At 58.7% G+C, this 19,466-nt stretch carries 16 protein-coding genes; 10 read left to right on the top strand and 6 right to left on the bottom strand.

The window, feature by feature from the left end; all coding sequences use genetic code 11:
- Nucleotides 1-62: 62 nt before the first annotated feature.
- Nucleotides 63-1,274 carry a beta-ketoacyl-ACP synthase I gene (gene fabB / locus AB5Y53_RS10625; RefSeq protein ID WP_052815292.1) on the top strand — a complete coding sequence of 404 codons (1,212 nt, stop codon included), beginning with the start codon at nt 63-65 and terminating at the stop codon, nt 1,272-1,274.
- Between the two features lie 69 nt (nt 1,275-1,343).
- Here the strand turns inward: fabB and AB5Y53_RS10620 are convergent, their stop codons facing one another.
- The 3 genes from AB5Y53_RS10620 to AB5Y53_RS10610 all read right to left on the bottom strand — a co-directional run bounded on the left by AB5Y53_RS10620 (nt 1,344) and on the right by AB5Y53_RS10610 (nt 3,660).
- A complete protein-coding gene (locus AB5Y53_RS10620; RefSeq protein WP_151027722.1) occupies nt 1,344-1,868 on the bottom strand; it encodes a GNAT family N-acetyltransferase in 525 nt (174 codons plus the stop codon).
- Nucleotides 1,869-1,965: 97 nt separating this feature from the next.
- Entirely contained in the window at nt 1,966-2,280 is a 315-nt protein-coding gene (locus tag AB5Y53_RS10615; RefSeq protein WP_221366464.1) for a DUF4377 domain-containing protein, read from the bottom strand.
- A 93-nt stretch (nt 2,281-2,373) separates the two neighbouring features.
- On the bottom strand, nt 2,374-3,660 hold the full coding sequence (locus AB5Y53_RS10610; RefSeq protein WP_010674492.1) for a citrate synthase: 1,287 nt from the start codon (nt 3,658-3,660) through the stop codon (nt 2,374-2,376).
- 423 nt (nt 3,661-4,083) lie between these two features.
- Between AB5Y53_RS10610 and sdhC the strand changes: the two genes are divergently transcribed.
- The 8 genes from sdhC to sucD all read left to right on the top strand — a co-directional run bounded on the left by sdhC (nt 4,084) and on the right by sucD (nt 13,664).
- Nucleotides 4,084-4,473, top strand: a complete 390-nt coding sequence (gene sdhC, locus AB5Y53_RS10605) for a succinate dehydrogenase cytochrome b556 subunit (RefSeq protein ID WP_029314418.1) — start codon at nt 4,084-4,086, stop codon at nt 4,471-4,473.
- Nucleotides 4,467-4,811, top strand: coding sequence for a succinate dehydrogenase, hydrophobic membrane anchor protein (sdhD, locus tag AB5Y53_RS10600; protein ID WP_010674495.1), 345 nt, complete (start codon nt 4,467-4,469; stop codon nt 4,809-4,811). Before sdhC ends, sdhD begins: the two co-directional genes overlap by 7 nt.
- Nucleotide 4,812: 1 nt before the next feature.
- Nucleotides 4,813-6,579 carry a succinate dehydrogenase flavoprotein subunit gene (gene sdhA / locus AB5Y53_RS10595; protein ID WP_029314421.1) on the top strand — a complete coding sequence of 589 codons (1,767 nt, stop codon included), beginning with the start codon at nt 4,813-4,815 and terminating at the stop codon, nt 6,577-6,579.
- 17 nt (nt 6,580-6,596) lie between these two features.
- Nucleotides 6,597-7,313 (top strand): succinate dehydrogenase iron-sulfur subunit, encoded by a 717-nt coding sequence (locus tag AB5Y53_RS10590; RefSeq protein ID WP_010674497.1) that lies wholly within the window; start codon nt 6,597-6,599, stop codon nt 7,311-7,313.
- A gap of 114 nt (nt 7,314-7,427) precedes the next feature.
- Complete coding sequence (gene sucA, locus AB5Y53_RS10585; RefSeq protein WP_368181934.1) at nt 7,428-10,238, top strand: 2-oxoglutarate dehydrogenase E1 component; 2,811 nt, start codon at nt 7,428-7,430, stop codon at nt 10,236-10,238.
- 87 nt (nt 10,239-10,325) lie between these two features.
- Nucleotides 10,326-11,519, top strand: coding sequence for a 2-oxoglutarate dehydrogenase complex dihydrolipoyllysine-residue succinyltransferase (gene odhB / locus AB5Y53_RS10580; RefSeq protein ID WP_042863770.1), 1,194 nt, complete (start codon nt 10,326-10,328; stop codon nt 11,517-11,519).
- 106 nt (nt 11,520-11,625) lie between these two features.
- On the top strand, nt 11,626-12,792 hold the full coding sequence (sucC, locus tag AB5Y53_RS10575; protein WP_005300220.1) for an ADP-forming succinate--CoA ligase subunit beta: 1,167 nt from the start codon (nt 11,626-11,628) through the stop codon (nt 12,790-12,792).
- Entirely contained in the window at nt 12,792-13,664 is an 873-nt protein-coding gene (sucD, locus tag AB5Y53_RS10570; protein ID WP_005300222.1) for a succinate--CoA ligase subunit alpha, read from the top strand. The genes sucC and sucD overlap by 1 nt, the downstream gene beginning before the upstream one ends.
- 243 nt (nt 13,665-13,907) lie before the next feature.
- Here the strand turns inward: sucD and AB5Y53_RS10565 are convergent, their stop codons facing one another.
- Complete coding sequence (locus AB5Y53_RS10565) at nt 13,908-14,624, bottom strand: hypothetical protein (protein WP_326510847.1); 717 nt, start codon at nt 14,622-14,624, stop codon at nt 13,908-13,910.
- Between the two features lie 286 nt (nt 14,625-14,910).
- On the opposite strand from AB5Y53_RS10565, the gene AB5Y53_RS10560 reads away from it, so the two are divergent.
- Nucleotides 14,911-15,366, top strand: a complete 456-nt coding sequence (locus AB5Y53_RS10560) for a YcgN family cysteine cluster protein (RefSeq protein WP_368181933.1) — start codon at nt 14,911-14,913, stop codon at nt 15,364-15,366.
- A gap of 676 nt (nt 15,367-16,042) precedes the next feature.
- Here AB5Y53_RS10560 and pflB read toward each other — a convergent pair.
- The gene (gene pflB / locus AB5Y53_RS10555) at nt 16,043-18,325 is read right to left on the bottom strand and encodes a formate C-acetyltransferase (RefSeq protein WP_010674504.1); all 2,283 of its coding nucleotides are present in this window, start codon (nt 18,323-18,325) and stop codon (nt 16,043-16,045) included.
- A 41-nt stretch (nt 18,326-18,366) separates the two neighbouring features.
- Nucleotides 18,367-19,215, bottom strand: a complete 849-nt coding sequence (gene focA / locus AB5Y53_RS10550; protein ID WP_010674505.1) for a formate transporter FocA — start codon at nt 19,213-19,215, stop codon at nt 18,367-18,369.
- Nucleotides 19,216-19,466 lie beyond the last annotated feature (251 nt).

Genomic DNA, 19,466 nt, shown 5'->3' with positions numbered 1-19,466 from the left:
GACCAGTTTGGCAGCCGAAAGCGGGTAGACTCGGTGCCAGTTTTTCCAGACGAGATGAATTAATGAGAAGAGCAGTGATCACCGGTATCGGCGTCATCTCCAGTATCGGCAACAACAAGGAAGAGGTGCTGGCCTCCCTGAAAGCAGGTAAATCCGGCATCACCTATTCCGAGCAGTTCGAGCAGTACAACCTGCGCAGCCGTGTCTGGGGTAACATCAAACTCGAACCGTCTGAACTGATCGACCGTAAAGTCATGCGTTTCATGGGTGACGCCGCGGCCTACGCCTACCTCTCCATGCAGCAGGCCATCGAAGATGCCGGCCTGCCGGAAGAGATGGTCTCCAACGAGCGTACCGGCATCGTGACCGGTTCCGGCGGCGCCTCCGGCAAGAACACCTCCGAATCTGCCGATATCGCCCGTGAAAAGGGCGTCAAGCGGGTGGGTCCCTACATGGTGCCGCGTACCATGTCCTCCACCACCTCCGCCTGTCTTGCCACCCCGTTCAAGATCAAGGGTGTCAACTACACCATCAGCTCCGCCTGTGCGACCTCTGCCCATTGCATCGGTCACGCCCTGGAACTGATCCAGCTTGGCAAGCAGGACATCATCTTTGCCGGTGGCGGCGAGGAGCTGGACTGGTCTTCCACCATCCAGTTCGACGCCATGGGCGCGCTCTCCACCAAGTACAACGACAACCCGGAAAAAGCGTCCCGCACCTATGATGCGGACCGCGACGGCTTCGTCATCTCCGGTGGTGGCGGCATCCTGGTGGTCGAGGAGCTGGAACACGCCCTGGCCCGTGGTGCCCACATCTACGCCGAAATCACCGGTTACGGTGCGACCTCCGACGGCTACGACATGGTGGCCCCGAGTGGTGAAGGCGCCGTGCGTTGCATGAAGATGGCGATGCAGGGTGTCGGCAAGGTGGACTACATCAACACTCACGGTACCTCCACGCCGGTTGGTGACACCAAGGAGCTGGAAGCCATTCAGACCCTGTTTGGCAGCAATGCACCCAAGCTTTCCGCCACCAAGGCGATGACCGGCCATGCCCTGGGCGCCGCCGGCGTGCACGAGGCCGTCTACTCCCTGCTGATGATGGAACACGGCTTCATCGCCCCCAGCATCAACATCGAGAACCTGGACGAGAAAGCTGTGGGCCTGCCCATCGTGCGTGAATACGAAGCGGCCGACCTCAATACCGTCATGTCCAACAGCTTCGGCTTTGGCGGTACCAACGCCTCTCTGGTGTTCAGCAAGTTCAAGGCTTGATCTCCCTGTGGGGAGTGCAACGCGAAATAGAAAAAGGCGCCGAAAGGCGCCTTTTTTATTGAACTCTTTTTATTGAACTCTGCTGATGGTTCCCGGTTCTGGACCGTTGTCTGCCAGGGGCAACCGCATATAGACAGCCCCGTCACCATACTCCACCAGCGATTTGCCGGTGTCGGCGGGCACAAACCCCTGCTTGCGCCAGAAGGCGGGGGCATCCTGAACCGCCACCAGGCCTGCATGGCGATATCCAGCATGGCTCGCGAAAGCGAGCGCCCTTGCCAGCAGTCGCTGTCCGACACCCAGGCCGCGTGCCTTGCTCGAGACAGCGAGATCGTGCAGATAGAACTCGTCGTGGCCGGCCAGCGCCTTCATCGGCACCGAGAGGGGCGGGGGCTGGTGGGCACGCCAGGGGTGGCAGAGCAGGTAACCCAGCACCTTGCCCTGACGCTCGGCCACCCAGCAGGAGGCGGGGGCCAGCTCGGTCTTGTTCTGCATCACCTCGAGGGGCTCGGGTTCGAACTGGTGATAACACTCGTGCTGGATGGCCATGATGGCGGGCCAGTCTGGCGTGCGGATGGTGCGGATGGTGATCATGATGCGAGTCGGGTCCGTACTCAAACCGTGGCAAAAAGGGGTGACAGCATACCCCAGAGAGCACACAAACGAAACCGGGTCACCTGTCAGTGACTCGTCAGCGAACCGGCTCCTTGCTCACGATCTTGACCAGCTGGTAGCGCAAGGAAGGGGCATCGGCCGGCACATCGGCAAGTTGCTCCTTGCTCACTTCGAGTTGATAGCGAAAGCCCGGTTCAAAGGTGAAGCCTTCGATCTGCTGATAGAAGAGGCTCCAGTTCTCTCCCGGCTGACTGCGTACCTGCATGCACTTCATGGGGGCGACACCGACGCAGTCTGCCAGCTTGTCCTGGATATAGAGGGTTTCGGTGGTCGGGGCGCTCTGGCAGGCGCTGAGCAGGAGGGCAGAGCTGAGGAGCAGGGGAGATTTCATGATGAGTGTCCTTGGCGTAAAAGGGCGCGATTAAACCTGCAAAAGAAAAGGCGGTCAATGACCGCCTTTGTAACAAACCATGACAGATCGGGCTCAGCGCTGGTCGAGGGGCACGAACTCTCGCAGGGGCTGACCGGTGTAGAGCTGACGGGGACGGCCGATCTTCTGATCCGGGTCCGAGTGCATCTCGTTCCAGTGGGCAATCCAGCCGATGGTACGTGAAATGGCGAAGATCACGGTGAACATGGACATGGGGATGCCGATGGCCTTCATGATGATGCCGGAGTAGAAGTCCACGTTCGGGTAGAGCTTCTTCTCGATGAAGTAGGGGTCGGACAGCGCGATGCGTTCCAGCTCCATGGCCACGTCCAGCAGCGGATCCTTGATCTGCAGCTCGGTCAGTACCTCGTGGCAGGTTTCGCGCATCACGGTGGCACGGGGATCGTGGTTCTTGTAGACCCGGTGACCGAAGCCCATCAGACGGAACGGATCGTTCTTGTCCTTGGCGCGGCCGATGTACTCGGGGATGCGATCCACGGAGCCAATCTCTTCGAGCATCTTGAGGCAGGCTTCGTTGGCACCACCGTGGGCCGGGCCCCACAGGGAGGCGATCCCCGCAGCGATACAGGCAAACGGGTTGGCACCGGAAGAACCGGCCAGACGCACGGTGGAGGTGGAGGCGTTTTGCTCATGATCCGCATGCAGGGTGAAGATGCGGTCCATGGCGCGCTCGACGATGGGGTTGACCTTGTACTCTTCGGTCGGCACGCCAAACATCATGTGCAGGAAGTTGCCTGCATAGGAGAGGGCGTTGCGCGGCTGCATGAAGGGCTGGCCGATGGAGTACTTGTAACACATGGCGGCCAGGGTCGGCATCTTGGAGAGCAGACGGAAGGCACAGATCTCGCGATGCTCCTCGTTGTTGATGTCGAGGGCGTCGTGATAGAAGGCGGACAGCGCGCTGACCACGCCGCACATGACGGCCATGGGGTGGGCGTCGCGGCGGAAGCCACGGAAGAAGAAGGCGATCTGCTCGTGCACCATGGTGTGACGGGTGACCAGACGTTCAAATTCCGCATATTGGGTCTTGGTGGGGGCCTCGCCGTACAGCAGGATGTAGCAGACTTCGAGGTAGCTGGCCTGGGTGGCCAACTGGGCGATGGGGTAACCGCGGTGCAGCAAGACACCCTGGTCGCCATCGATGTAGGTGATGGAAGATTTGCAAGAACCGGTGGCCATGAAGCCGGGGTCGAAGGTGAAATATCCTTGCGTGCCCAGCTTTCTGACATCGATCACATCGGGTCCAACGGTACCGGAGAGGATCGGCAGTTCAACCGGCTCTTTTCCGGGCAGATGTAGGGTGGCTATCTTATCAGCCATAGCACGTCTCCTTTGCTCTTTTATAATTTGGTTCCAGCCCTACTTTATTACGACTGTTATGACGCTGGCAAAGGTTCTTACCCGTACCACGGCGGCTGGAGCGCCTTATTTGAACCAGAGAACCATGTCTTTGTCAATTTTGCTGGATGATCATTAATGACTTGTTAAAGCTGTTGTGAGATCTGGTTTACGGTTTTGGATTTTCTGTGTAGCTATTTGATTGTCATTGGTTAAGGCCGCCGATATACTGCGCCACGTGGGTGATGGTCGTCGGTGTTTGAAACGCTTTCGCAAAGCCAGATGTGATATCAAAAATGTTATTTTTGGCTTTCCTGAGTTGTTTTGGTAACAAAAACCTAACAAATGCCACTCCTCGCCCTCAAAGCGTGTGAAAACAATAACTAACGTGCTCAATGGAGCTGAGTGGGCAAAGCCGTGAAAAACAAACAGAGACCTGTAAACCTCGACCTACAGACGATCAGCTTTCCTGTCACCGCCATCGCTTCCATCTTGCATCGTGTCTCAGGGGTCATCACCTTTGTGGCACTGGCCATCTTGCTGTGGATGCTTGGTACTTCACTCGCCTCTCCCGAAGGATTTGAATCGGTCGTTGCCATCATGGACAACTTCCTGGTCAAGTTCGTGCTGTGGGGGATCCTGACCGCGCTGGCTTACCACATCGTGGGCGGTCTGCGGCACCTGGTCATGGACATGGGCTATTGGGAAGAGCTGGAATCCGGTAATCAGAGTGCCCGTGTGGCCTTCGTGATCACCGCGGTTTTGGCGGTATTGGCGGGGGTACTGGTATGGTAACCAATTCTGCAACTTTCGGGCGCAGCGGTGTTCATGATTACATCCTGATCCGCGCCACCGCCCTCATCATGACGTGCTACGTCCTCTATCTGGTTGGCTTTGTCGCGTTCAACGACATCACCTACGAGGTGTGGACCGGCTTCTTCTCCAACACCTTCACCAAGGTCTTCACCCTGCTGACGCTCGTATGCGTCTTGATCCACGCCTGGATCGGTCTGTGGCAGGTGCTGACCGACTATATCAAGCCGGTCGGACTGCGCGGTGCGCTGCAGTTTGTGCTGGTGGTGGTGCTGTTTGTCTATGTGATGACTGGTTTCGTCGTGCTGTGGGGTGTGTAAGGTGACTATTCCAACTCGTGAATTTGATGCGGTCGTGATCGGTGCCGGTGGCGCCGGTATGCGCGCCGCGCTGCAGATTGCCCAGTCCGGCAAGAGCTGCGCCCTGTTATCCAAGGTTTTCCCGACCCGTTCCCACACGGTCTCCGCCCAGGGCGGGATCACGGTCGCCTTGGGCAATGCCCACGACGACAACTGGCAGTGGCACATGTATGACACCGTCAAGGGCTCCGATTATATCGGTGATCAGGAAGCCATCGAATACATGTGCAAGACCGGCCCCGAGGCCATCTATGAGCTGGAGAACATGGGCTTGCCCTTCTCCCGCTTTGACAACGGTACCGTCTACCAGCGTCCGTTCGGCGGTCAGTCCAAGAACTTCGGCGGCGAGCAGGCTGCCCGCACCGCGGCGGCAGCCGACCGTACCGGTCATGCCCTGCTGCACACCCTGTATCAACAAAACGTCAAGAACAAGACCACCGTCTTCTCCGAGTGGTATGCCCTGGATCTGGTGAAGAACCAGGATGGTCATATCGTCGGCTGTACCGCTATCGACATGGAGAGCGGCGAGGTCGTCTACTTCAAGGCCAAGGCCACCGTGCTCGCCACCGGCGGCGCCGGTCGCATCTACCAGTCCACCACCAACGCCCACATCAACACCGGTGACGGCGTCGGCATGGCGCTGCGCGCCGGGGTCGGCGTGCAGGACATGGAGTTCTGGCAGTTCCACCCCACCGGTATCGCCGGGGCAGGGGTACTGGTCACCGAAGGTTGCCGTGGTGAAGGCGGCTACCTGCTGAACAAGGACGGCGAGCGCTTCATGGAGCGTTATGCGCCAAACGCCAAGGACCTGGCCGGTCGCGACGTGGTGGCCCGCTCCATCATGATCGAGATCCGCGAAGGCCGTGGCTGCGACGGTCCCTGGGGCCCGCACATCAAGCTCAAGCTGGATCATCTGGGCAAAGAGGTACTGGAATCCCGTCTGCCGGGTATCTGCGAGCTCTCTCGCACCTTCGCACACGTGGATCCGGTCAAAGAGCCCATCCCCATCATCCCGACCTGCCACTACATGATGGGCGGCGTGCCGACCAGCGTGAACGGCCAGTGCCTGACCCAGGACAAGGATGGCAACGACGTGCCGGTGGTCGGTCTGTTCGCGGTGGGCGAGATCGCCTGCGTCTCCGTGCACGGTGCCAACCGTCTGGGCGGCAACTCCCTGCTGGATCTGGTGGTGTTCGGTCGTGCTGCCGGCATGCACCTGGTGGAGACCCTTGGTTCGATGGAGCACGGTGTGGAAGCCACCGACGCCGACATCGCCAAGGCGCTGGAGCGCTTCAACCGCTGGGAAAACAACCGTGACGGGGAAGACCCGGCCCAGATCCGCAAGGACCTGCAGCGCTGCATGCAGAACAACTTCTCCGTATTCCGGGAAGGGGATGCCATGGCAGAAGGGCTGGCCGAGCTGAAACTCATCCGCGAGCGTCTCAAGAACGCCCGTCTGGACGACACCTCCAAGGAGTTCAATACCCAGCGCATCGAGTGCCTGGAGCTGGACAACCTGATGGAGACCGCCTATGCCACCGCGGTGGCGGCGAACTTCCGTACCGAGAGTCGTGGCGCCCACAGCCGCTTCGACTTCCCGGAGCGTGACGATGAGAGCTGGCTGTGCCACAGCCTCTATCATCCGGACACCGAGTCCATGACCCGTCGCGCTGTCAACATGTCACCCAAGACCCGTGAGGCGTTCCCGCCCAAGGTCCGGACTTACTGATTGCGGAGCCAAGCACAATGAACGTCACATTCTCTGTCTACAGATACAATCCGGACGTTGATAACGTCCCGTATATGAAGGATTATCGTCTTGATATTCCTGAAGGTTCCGACATGATGGTGCTCGACGCACTGATCCAGCTCAAGGAGCTGGATCCCACGCTCGCCTTCCGCCGCTCCTGCCGCGAAGGGGTCTGTGGATCTGACGGTCTCAACATGAATGGCAAGAACGGTCTGGCCTGCATCACGCCGCTCTCGGATCTCTTGAAGAAGGGCAGCAAGGTCGTCATTCGACCCTTGCCCGGTCTGCCGGTGATCCGGGATCTGGTGATCGACATGACCCAGTTCTACACCCAGTGGGAGAAGGTCAAACCCTTCCTCATCAACGACGAAAAACTGCCGCCCGTGCGTGAGCACCTGCAATCCCCCGAAGAGCGCGCCAAGCTGGATGGCCTGTACGAGTGCATACTCTGTGCCTGCTGCTCCACCTCTTGCCCCTCCTTCTGGTGGAACCCGGACAAGTTCATCGGTCCGGCCGGCCTGCTCGCCGCCTATCGCTGGCTGGCGGACAGCCGCGACACTGCGGCCAGTGAGCGACTGGGCAACCTGGATGACGCCTTCAGCGTGTTCCGCTGCCACGGCATCATGAACTGCGTGAACGTCTGTCCCAAGGGCTTGAACCCGACCAAGGCCATCGGTCAGATCAAGTCGATGTTGCTCAACCGGGCCGTGTAGTATCGGGGCCAGGGCGCCTTGCGCCGGGCCCGACCTCTGGATAGCCATCCCGCCCCGGGATGGCTATGACCCTACAAGCTGCAGTGCAGCGAACAAGATGTACAAGGGATAGAAATGCATAACGGCGTGATGAAGGCCTGGTTGGAGTCATCTCACCTGGCTGGTGCGAATGCAAGCTACATTGAGGATTTGTACGAATCCTTCCTGGAAAACCCCGACTCCGTTGCCGACGAATGGCGCAGCCTGTTCCAGTCGCTGCCCCAGGTCAACGGACATGCAGTAGAACAACCCCACTCCCAGGTTCGCGACTATTTCCGCCGCCTGGCCAAGGACTCCTCCCGTTACAGCGCTCCCGTCTCCGATCCCCAGGTGGATGCCAAACAGGTTCGCGTACTGCAACTGATCAACGCCTTCCGCTTCCGCGGTCACCAGAACGCCAACCTGGACCCCCTGGGTCTGTGGCAGCGCGAGCCGGTCGCCGAGCTGGATCCGGCCTTCCACAACCTGCAAGGTGCAGACATGGAGGCCACCTTCAATGTGGGCTCCTACGCCATCGGTCGCGAGACCATGGTGCTCTCCGATCTGTATGCCTCGCTGAAGAAAACCTATTGCGGCAGCATCGGCGCCGACTACATGCACCTCACCTCCACCGAGGAGAAGCGCTGGCTGCAAGACAGGCTGGAATCCATCGAAGGGAAGGGCAACTATACCCTTGAAGAGAAGACTCGCTTCCTCGAGAGCCTGACCGCCGCCGAAGGGCTGGAAAAATACCTGGGTGCCAAGTTCCCGGGGGCCAAGCGTTTCTCCCTGGAAGGGGGCGATGCCATGGTGCCCATGCTCAAAGAGCTTATTCGCCGCGCCGGTGAGCAGGGTTGCAAGGAAGCCGTCATCGGCATGGCCCACCGCGGTCGCCTCAACGTGCTCATCAACGTGCTGGGCAAGCGCGCCCAGGACCTGTTCGACGAGTTTGCCGGCAAGCACGGCGAATCCTGGGGCACGGGGGATGTGAAGTACCACATGGGCTTCTCCTCCGACTTCGCCACCCCGGGCGGCAACGTCCACCTGGCGCTGGCGTTCAACCCGTCGCACCTCGAGATCGTCAACCCCGTGGTCATCGGCTCCGTGCGTGCCCGTATGGACCGCCGCGGTGACAAGGACGGATCCAGCGTCCTGCCCATCACCATCCACGGTGACTCCGCCATCGCGGGGCAGGGGGTCGTTGCCGAGACCTTCAACATGTCCCAGACCCGTGCCTATGGCGTGGGTGGCACGGTGCGCATCGTCATCAACAACCAGGTAGGCTTCACCACCTCCTATATCCGTGACCTGCGCTCCACCGAATATTGCACCGACATCGCCAAGGCGGTGCAGGCCCCTGTGCTGCACGTCAACGGGGATGACCCGGAAGCCGTGGTGCTGGTGACCCAGATCGCCCTGGATTACCGCAACACCTTCAAGCGCGATGTGGTGATCGAGCTGGTCTGCTACCGTCGTCACGGCCACAACGAGGCCGACGAGCCGAGCGCGACCCAGCCCCTGATGTACCAGAAGATCAAGCAGCACCCGACCCCGCGCAAGATCTACGCCGATCAGCTGATCGCCGAAGGAGCCATCGCGCCGGAGCTGGCCACCACGCTAGTCAACGACTATCGCGATACCCTGGATCGGGGCGAGCGGGTGAGCAAGGAGTGGCGCCCCATGGAGCTGCACTCCGTGGACTGGACCCCTTATCTGGGTCACGACTGGGCCATGGCCTATGACAGCACTGTGCCCATGGATCACCTGAAGGCCCTGGGCGAGCGCATCAGCCAGTACCCGGCCACCCATGTGCTGCAACGTCAGGTCGAGAAGATCTACGAAGACCGTCGCCTGATGGCCGCCGGTGAGAAGCTGGTGGACTGGGGCTTTGCCGAGACTCTGGCCTACGCCACCCTGGTGGACAAGGGATCCCGCATCCGCTTCACCGGGGAAGACTCCGGCCGCGGTACCTTCTTCCATCGCCACGCCGTGCTGCACAGCCAGACCGATGCCAGCACCTACACTCCGCTGTGCAACCTGCACGACGAGCAGGGCCCGTTTGAAGTCTATGACTCCGTGCTGACCGAGAACGCGGTACTGGCGTTTGAATATGGCTACGCCAGCGCGGAACCGGCCGGTCTCACCATCTGGGAAGCCCAGTTCGGTGACTTCGCCAACTGCGCCCAGGTGGTGGTGGACCAGTTCCTCTCCTCCGGCGAGCAGAAGTGGGGCCGGATGTGCGGCCTGACCATGCTGCTGCCCCACGGTTACGAGGGTCAGGGCCCGGAGCACTCCTCCGCCCGTCTGGAGCGTTACCTGCAGATGTGCGCCCAGCACAACATGCAGGTGTGCGTGCCCTCCACCCCGGCGCAGGTGTTCCACATGCTGCGTCGCCAGGTGGTGCGCCCCATGCGCCGTCCGCTCATCGTGATGACGCCCAAATCCCTGCTGCGCCACCCGCTGGCGGTGAGCAAGCTCGAAGAACTGGCAGAGGGCACCTTCCAGAACGCCATCGGCGAGATCGATGCGCTGGATCCCAAAAGCGTCAAGCGCGTGGTCTTCTGCTCCGGCAAGGTCTACTACGACCTGCTCGATGCCCGTCGCAAGGCCGAGCAGCAGGACGTGGCCCTGGTACGGATCGAGCAGCTCTACCCCTTCCCTGAAGAGGAAGTGCGCGCCATCCTGGCCGATTACAGCCATGTCACCGACTTCGTCTGGTGTCAGGAAGAGCCGCAGAACCAGGGCGCCTGGTACAGCACCCGTCATCACTACGACAGCGTGCTGCCAAGCCATGCCCGTCTGCGTTATGCCGGTCGCCCGGCCTCGGCCTCACCGGCTGTCGGTTACATGTCCGTCCACGCCAAGCAGCAAAAAGCCCTGGTGGAAGACGCCCTTACCCTGGAATGAACGAGTTGTGGATGAGAGGGCCCGTGTCGGGACCCTCTCTGACCTGGAACAAGCCTGCTGGCCAAGAAGTAACAAGGAACTGATTACATGACTATCGAGATCAAGGTACCGGACCTGCCGGAATCAGTGGCAGATGCCACCATCGCGACCTGGCACAAGAAACCGGGTGATCTGGTTGCCCGTGACGAAGTGCTGGTTGACATCGAAACCGATAAAGTCGTGCTGGAAGTGCCCGCACCGGAAGCCGGCGTACTGGGCGACATCCTGCAGAGCGAAGGGGCGACCGTGCTCTCCCGCCAGCTGATCGCCATGCTCAAGCCGGCCCCCGTTGCCGGTGAAGCGACCAGCGAAAAGCCGGTGGAAGCCGTGGCCGATGACGCTGCCGATGGCCTGAGCCCTTCCGTGCGCCGCATGGTGGCCGAGCACGACATCGACGTCGCCAAGCTGACCGGCACCGGCAAGGGTGGTCGTGTCACCAAGGAAGACGTGGAAGCCTTCATCAAGAATCTGGGCAAGGCTCCGGTGGCTGCACCGACTGCTGCCGCTCCCGTGGCTGCCGCACCGGTCGCGCCGCTGGCCGGTCGCACCGAGAAGCGCGTGCCCATGACCCGTCTGCGCAAGCGCATCGCCGAGCGTCTGCTGGAGGCCAAGAACACCACCGCCATGCTGACCACTTTCAACGAGATCAACATGGCGCCCATCATGAAGCTGCGCAAGCAGTACGGCGAGATCTTCGAGAAGAAGCACGGCATCAAGCTCGGCTTCATGTCCTTCTATGTGAAGGCCGTGGTCGAATCCCTCAAGCGCTACCCGGAAGTGAACGCGGCGCTGGACGGTGACGACATCGTCTACCACAACTACTTCGACGTCAGCATCGCCGTCTCCACCCCCCGTGGTCTGGTGACCCCGGTGCTGCGCGACTGCGACAACATGAGCCTGGCGGACATCGAGAAGGCCATCAAAGACCTGGCCGGCAAGGGCCGTGACGGCAAGCTGACCGTGGATGAACTGACCGGCGGCAACTTCACCATCACCAACGGTGGCGTGTTCGGCTCCCTGATGTCCACCCCCATCATCAACCCGCCCCAGAGCGCCATTCTGGGTATGCACAAGATCCAGGACCGCCCCATGGCCGTCGACGGCAAGGTCGAGATCCTGCCGATGATGTACCTGGCGCTCTCCTACGATCACCGCATCATCGACGGCCGCGAGTCCGTGGGCTTCCTGGTCTCCATCAAGGAGCTCCTGGAAGACCCGACCCGTCTGCTGCTAGATGTCTGAGCAAGCGTGACTGAAAGATAACGAGGGGCCGCCCAGGCCCCCATTCACAGGGGATTGAGAAACACGAGCCCCGGACGGAAATACCTACAACACGGATAGAGCATCTATGAATCTGCATGAATATCAGGCAAAACAGCTGTTTGCCGAGTATGGCCTGCCGGTCTCCGAAGGTTATGCCTGTGCCACCCCGCAGGAAGCGGCCGAAGCGGCCGACAAGATTGGCGGCAACACCTGGGTCGTCAAGTGCCAGGTCCACGCCGGTGGCCGCGGCAAGGCGGGCGGCGTCAAGCTGGCCAAGAGCAAGGACGAGATCCGCGCCTTCGCCCAGAACTGGCTCGGCAAAAACCTGGTGACCTATCAGACTGACGCCAACGGTCAGCCGGTTACCAAGATCCTGGTGGAGTCCTGCACCGACATCGCCAAGGAACTGTACCTGGGCGCCGTGGTCGACCGTGGCTCTCGCCGCGTGGTCTTCATGGCTTCCACCGAAGGTGGTGTGGAGATTGAGAAAGTTGCCCACGAAACCCCGGAACTCATTCACAAGGCTGCCATCGATCCCCTGGTAGGCCCGCAGCCTTATCAGGCCCGCGAGCTGGCCTTCAAGCTGGGTCTGGTCGGCGATCAGATCAAGCAGTTCACCAAGATCTTCATGGGCCTGGGCCAGATGTTCCTGGACTGCGATTTTGCCCTGCTGGAGATCAACCCCCTGGTCATCACCGACAAGGGCAACCTGCACTGCCTCGACGGCAAGATCAACATCGACGCCAACGCCCTGTACCGTCAGCCCAAACTGCGCGAGATGCACGATCCGTCCCAGGATGACCCCCGCGAAGCGCACGCCGCCCAGTGGGAGCTGAACTATGTGGCCCTCGATGGCAACATCGGCTGCATGGTCAACGGCGCGGGCCTGGCCATGGGCACCATGGACATCGTCAACCTGCACGGCGGTTCCCCGGCCAACTTCCTGGACGTCGGCGGCGGCGCCACCAAGGAGCGCGTGACCGAGGCCTTCAAGATCATCCTCTCCGACAGCAAGGTACAAGCCGTGCTGGTCAACATCTTCGGTGGCATCGTGCGCTGCGACATGATCGCGGAAGGCATCATCGGCGCCGTCAAGGAAGTGGGTGTGAAAGTGCCCGTGGTGGTGCGTCTGGAAGGCAACAACGCCGAACTGGGTGCCCGTAAACTGGCCGACAGCGGCCTCAATATCATCGCCGCAACGAGTCTGACTGACGCAGCTCAGCAAGTGGTAAAAGCAGCGGAGGCCAAATAATGAGCGTTCTGATCAACAAAGACACCAAGGTGATCTGCCAGGGCTTTACCGGCGGTCAGGGTACCTTCCACTCCGAACAGGCGATTGCCTACGGTACCCAGATGGTTGGCGGCGTCTCCCCGGGCAAGGGTGGCACCACCCACCTGGGCCTGCCGGTGTTCAACACCGTCCGTGACGCCGTGGAAGCCACCGGCGCCACTGCCTCCGTCATCTATGTGCCGGCGCCGTTCTGCAAGGACGCCATCCTGGAAGCCATCGATGCCGGCATCAAGCTGATTGTCACCATCACCGAAGGCATCCCGACCCTGGACATGCTGGACGTCAAGGTGAAGCTGCAGGAAACCGGCGTGCGCATGATCGGCCCCAACTGCCCGGGCGTCATCACCCCGGGTGAGTGCAAGATCGGCATCATGCCCGGCCACATCCACAAGCCGGGCAAGGTGGGCATCGTCTCCCGCTCCGGCACCCTGACCTACGAAGCGGTCAAGCAGACCACGGACGAGGGCTTCGGCCAGTCCACCTGCGTCGGCATCGGTGGTGACCCCATCCCGGGTTCCAACTTCATCGACATTCTGGAGATGTTCCAGAATGACCCGCAGACCGAAGCCATCGTGATGATCGGCGAGATCGGCGGCAACGCCGAGGAAGACGCGGCGGCCTACATCAAGGCTCACGTCACCAAGCCGGTGGTCTCCTACATCGCGGGTGTCACCGCCCCGGCTGGCAAGCGCATGGGTCATGCGGGCGCCATCATCGCCGGTGGTAAAGGCACCGCGGCCGAGAAATTTGCCGCCCTGGAAGATGCCGGCGTGAAAACCGTGCGGTCGCTCGCCGATATCGGCAAAGCCCTGCGTGAAGTGACCGGCTGGTAAGTCCTTTCAGCTCGTTATCTCTGATAAAAAGCCGCCCGATGGGCAGCTTTTTTTATGGGGGCTTGATATTTTTTTCGCAAACTTGCATCAAGCTACATTATTTCAATTTTGTAGATTGGCACTGGGTTTACGAAAGGAATATATTGATAGCATTCATCTTAATAATGGAATGGATTGTCCACTTAAAAGCCTGATGAGTAGCAAGTAATCTTATCTGCTTTAATAACTCATGCAGATTTGTTTTTATAACATGTTTGTGTCAAGTTCAGCCGAGCCAAACATATCTGTCGGTATACACTCTTGCGATGATGTAGCTTGCTTGGTGTGCTCAATAAAATATCCTGCTAACAGGACAAGCGAGGAAACAAATTTGTATGCATCGGACAAATTAGCCTCATATTTACCTGCAGTCAGCGAGATACATCCACTACCGTGGATGAAACTAACTTCGCCATTCGGCATTGCAAACTGGCAGCGAGTATTTCTTCTCATTATTCCTGGACGAATAAAATGAGTCTTTATTTTCAATGGCTCTTGACTTACTAATGTTACCCAGTTAATAGAACCGAGCGCAGATGTATTCAGTGCAATAATTTGATCAATCTTCTGTGCGATATGAGCCGACACATTTCGAACATCTCGGATAGTTTGTAACTGGAGGCGAACATTACTCGGGGAGAATTCACTAGGTATATTTTCCGAGTTAGGTTGCATCTCCCATAAGCATCTGAATCTATCTGTTGCATCGACAAATGCCCAAGCATCAAGAAATACATGAGTGAACATCGGAACTTCAGATATTTTTTGGTTTTCCAATGACAACTCAGTCAATGACTTGCATAGTCGGAGATATGACAGGTCGACGATTTGTGCTGAGTGCCTCATTCCATCAAAGAAAATCGCTTCTTTCTGATTAAGATTTCCTGGGAGATTTAATAGTGCAGAGTCTTTTGTGAACATATTGTTTCGATCTAACAATTCAATCACCTGCCACTTAAGTGGTTGGTCGTATTGACTTGTTAGAACCTCCCTGTTGTGTAATTGGATCGCTCAATAAAACAATATAAACGAAATCTGATATCTCGTATGTTGGGCTTCGCAAGCTCAGCCATAACCTACAGGCGTTGTAGGTTGGTGCTGAGCTTGCGAAGCCCAACACTTACCGCAGACAGCTGCCAACCTTGAAAAAGCGGGCCATAGCGCGTATAACCACGCGCTTGTCAGTGTATTGAGTGAGCCAACTTTTATGCAGCAGAGTGAACCCGTGCAGAACGCCCCCTTTTGGCAGGTAAAAAGCCTGCAACAGATGACCATGACGGAGTGGGAGTCCCTGTGCGACGGCTGCGGCAAGTGCTGCCTGAACAAGCTGATCGACGAGGACACCGACGAGCTGGTGTTCACCAACGTGGCCTGCAATCTGCTCAATACCAAGACCTGCCAGTGCTCCGATTACGGCAACCGCTTCAAAAAAGAACCGGACTGCCTGCAGATCACCCACGACAAGATTGCCGAGTTCAACTGGCTGCCCTCCACCTGCGCCTATCGCCTGCTGGCGGAAGGACAGAGCCTGCCAGAGTGGCATCCCCTTATCACCGGCAGCCGCAGCGCCATGCACCAGGCCGGCCAGTCGGTGCGCGGCAAGGTGATTCATGAGGTACATGCCGGCGACTGGGCCGACCATATCATCACCTGGGCGAGCTAAGCCTTAATCCGCCGTTTATTGCTTACTACAGGGGCAGGGGAGTGAGACTTCGCTGCCCCTGTTGTTTTTGGCATATAAGTGATCAGTTTTTTGCGATAAAGGCAGTTTGAAACTTCATGGTGAGATGAAAGCATCATGAAGTCGTGAGAGGTCGCCCCTGACGCAGCCAGCACCCGTTAAACCGCATCCATGACACAAGGGCTGCAGAGCACACTCTGCAGCCCTTGTTGCTTTCTGGCGCTTGCTAGCGATGTAGAGTGGTTTCCCCTCACCCTTACCCTCTCCCAAGGGGAGAGGGAATAGATCGAGGTTGCTATGCAAAACTCGTGGTGGTCGAGCATGGTTCTGCCCTGCTTTTCTGAGTACCTGAGTACCTGAGTACCTGAGTACCTGAGTACCTGAGTACCTGAGTACCTGAGTACCTGAGTGCCTGAGTGCCTGAGTGCCTGAGTGCCTGAGTGCCTGAGTGCCGGTGGGCACATCCGTGCATCAAGCGCAGGAGGGGAGTGGAGAGGGGCATCATAGAGAGGGGCGTTAGGAGGCTAACGTCTGGCCGAGCCTGCGGGTCAGAGCCCACGAGCCAGCGGGCCTGGGAGGTGGGAAGCGGCTTGCACACTGCCAAACAGCCATAAAAAAACCGGCGCCTGGGCGCCGGTTTTGTTTCACCGAGACGCTATTACAGAGAAGCGGTGAAGGTACGGGTGATGACGTCTTGCTGTTGCTCCTTGGTCAAGGAGTTGAAGCGAACGGCATAACCGGATACGCGGATGGTCAACTGCGGATATTTCTCCGGGTTTTCCATGGCGTCCAGCAGCATTTCACGGTTCATCACGTTGACGTTCAGGTGCTGACCACCTTCCAGGTTGGCTTCATGGTGGAAGTAACCATCCATCAGGCCGGCCAGGTTGGCTTTCTGGGCTTCCATGTCTTTGCCCAGCGCGTTCGGCACGATGGAGAAGGTATAGGAGATACCATCTTTGGCGTAGGCGAACGGCAGCTTGGCGACGGACGTCAGGGAAGCAACGGCACCCTTCTGATCACGACCGTGCATCGGGTTGGCACCCGGGCCGAACGGCGCACCGGCGCGACGACCATCCGGGGTGTTACCGGTCTTCTTGCCGTACACCACGTTGGAGGTGATGGTCAGCACGGACTGGGTAGCCACGGCACCGCGGTAGGTATTCAGCTTCTGAATCTTCTTCATGAAGCGCTCGACCAGGTCGCAGGCGATGTCATCGACGCGAGCGTCGTTGTTGCCGAACTGCGGGTACTCGCCTTCGATTTCGAAGTCGATGGAGACGCCATCGGCATCACGTACCGGCTTGACCTTGGCGTACTTGATGGCAGACAGGGAGTCAGCGGCTACGGACAGACCGGCGATACCACAGGCCATGGTGCGATAGACGTCACGGTCGTGCAGCGCCATCAGGGAGGCTTCGTAGCTGTACTTGTCGTGCATGTAGTGGATGATGTTCAGGGCGGCGACATACTGCTTGGCCAGCCAGTCCATGAAGTGATCCAGTCTGTCCATCACGTCGTTGTAGTCGAGGTACTCGGAGGTGACCATTTCGGTCTTAGGACCGACCTGGATCTTGAGCTTCTCGTCCATACCGCCGTTGATTGCATACAGCATGGTCTTGGCCAGGTTGGCACGGGCACCGAAGAACTGCATCTGTTTGCCGACGATCATCGGGGACACACAGCAAGCGATGGCGTAGTCATCGTTGTTGAAGTCCGGACGCATCAGGTCGTCGTTCTCGTACTGAACGGAAGAGGTCTCGATGGATACCTTGGCGCAGTACTTTTTGAAACCGACCGGCAGCTTCTCGGACCACAGGATGGTCAGGTTCGGCTCAGGGGACGGGCCCATGGTGTACAGGGTGTTCAGCATACGGAAGCTGTTCTTGGTGACCAGGGTACGGCCGTCAACGCCCATACCGGCCAGGGTCTCGGTGGCCCACATCGGGTCGCCGGAGAACAGTGAATCGTATTCCGGGGTACGCAGGAAGCGAACCATGCGCAGCTTCATGACCATGTGGTCCATCAGCTCCTGGGCTTCTTGCTCGGTGATCAGGCCTTTTTGCAGGTCACGCTCGATGTAGATGTCCAGGAAGCTGGAGGTACGACCGAAGGACATGGCCGCGCCGTTCTGGGACTTGACTGCCGCGAGGTAGGCGAAGTAGGTCCACTGTACGGCTTCTTTGGCGGTCTTGGCCGGTACGGAGATGTCGCAGCCATATTTGGCAGCCATCACCTTCATCTGGGCCAGGGCACGGTGCTGCTCGGAGATCTCTTCGCGCAGACGGATGGTGGCTTCCAGGTTGACACCGTTTTCCAGGTCAGCCTGCAGGGACTTGAACTGAGCCAGTTTGTCGGCCATCAGGAAGTCGATACCGTACAGGGCAACACGACGGTAGTCACCGATGATACGGCCACGGCCGTAGGCATCCGGCAGACCGGTGATGACGCCGGACTTGCGGCAGTTCAGGATGTCTTTGGTGTAGACGTCGAACACGCCCTGGTTGTGAGTCTTGCGGTACTCGGTGAAGATCTTCTCGACCATGGGGTCAAGCTGGCGACCGTACACTTCGCAAGAGGTCTTGACCATCTTGATACCGCCGTTGGCGATGATGGCGCGCTTGAGCGGTTTGTCGGTCTGCAGACCAACGATTTGCTCCAGGCTCTGGTCGATATAGCCGGCATCGTGAGCGGTAATGGTGGAGGGCAGGTCGGTATCAAAATCGACCGGCGCGTGAGTGCGGTTCTCGATCTTGATGCCTTCCATGACCTTGTCCCACAGCTTGGTGGTAGCTTCGGTCGCGCCAGCCAGGAAGGACTCGTCACCTTCATACGGGGTGTAGTTCTTCTGGATGAAGTCACGGGTGTTGACAGAGGTCTGCCATTCACCGGCTGCGAAGCCTTCCCATGCTTTTTGGAACTGTTCGTTAAGTTCTGCCATTTTCATTACCTCTCAAGGTATTTATGTGTCTGCCGCCATCCTTAATGATGGCGACGGAAGATAAACCAGTAAGTCAGCCCAACCATGACGCCACCACCAATGATATTACCGATGGTGACAGGGATGAGGTTGTGCAGGACGAAGTTGGACACGGTCAGGTCGGCAAAGGTCGCCGGATCCTGGCCGATGGCCTGCCAGAATTCCGGGCTCGCGACGCTGTGGATGGCGATACCGACCGGGATCATAAACATGTTTGCGATGCTGTGCTCAAAACCGGAGGCCACGAACATGGCGACGGGGAGCAGCATCACCATCACCTTGTCGGTGGCGCTGCGGGCGCCGAAGGCCATCCACACGGCGAGACACACCATGAGGTTGCAGAGGATGCCAAGGGCCACGGCCTCGAAGAAGGTGTGATGGATCTTGTGCTGGGCCACTTTCATGGCGTTCAGCCCCCACTGACCATCCGCTGCCGTGTATTCCGCCGACATGATGATGAGGCCGACGATGATGAGACCGCCGATGAGGTTGCCGAAGTAGACCAGTCCCCAGTTCTTGAGCAGTTGGGCCCAGCTGATGCGATTCGCTGCCTTGGCTACCAGGGTGAGGGTAGTGGAGGTGAACAGTTCGGCGCCGAGCAGGACGCAGAGGATGAGACCGAGGGAGAAGCAGATGCCGCCCACCAGCTTGGACATGCCCCAGGCCATGCCGCTTGAGCCCGTGGTGACGGTGATATAGAAGACGAAGGCGATGGCGATGAAGGCGCCAGCGGTGATGGCCAGGGGAATGACCTTGTATGCGGGCTTGGTGGCCTTGGCATAGGTAATGTCTTCGGCCAGGGCGGCGATGGCTTCGGGCTTCAGACAATCAAAGGGAGATTCTGCTTTCAATTCTCAGTACCTGCATATTTTGCCTGTGGAAATCATAACAAAGGGGCTGATCCCCAAAATTGACTCCGATCAAGAATTACAGATTGTGAATGTAATTTTACTACAGGATTTTTCGCCATCCGGAAGCGTTTCTTTACACCAGGTTTCAGGTGAAACAGAAATGAGTCTGTTATTAATTTTATGATTTTTAAGAACTTATAAAGGGCGCCCTGAAAAACGTACCGGCAAGGCACCTGTGCAGCCGCACTGCA

Source organism: Aeromonas sp. R7-5 (assembly GCF_040908015.1).
In the GTDB taxonomy this organism is placed as follows: Bacteria; Pseudomonadota; Gammaproteobacteria; order Enterobacterales; family Aeromonadaceae; genus Aeromonas; species Aeromonas caviae.
Note: the sequence above shows the minus strand (reverse complement) of the source record. Positions and strands in the feature narration are given on the sequence as shown.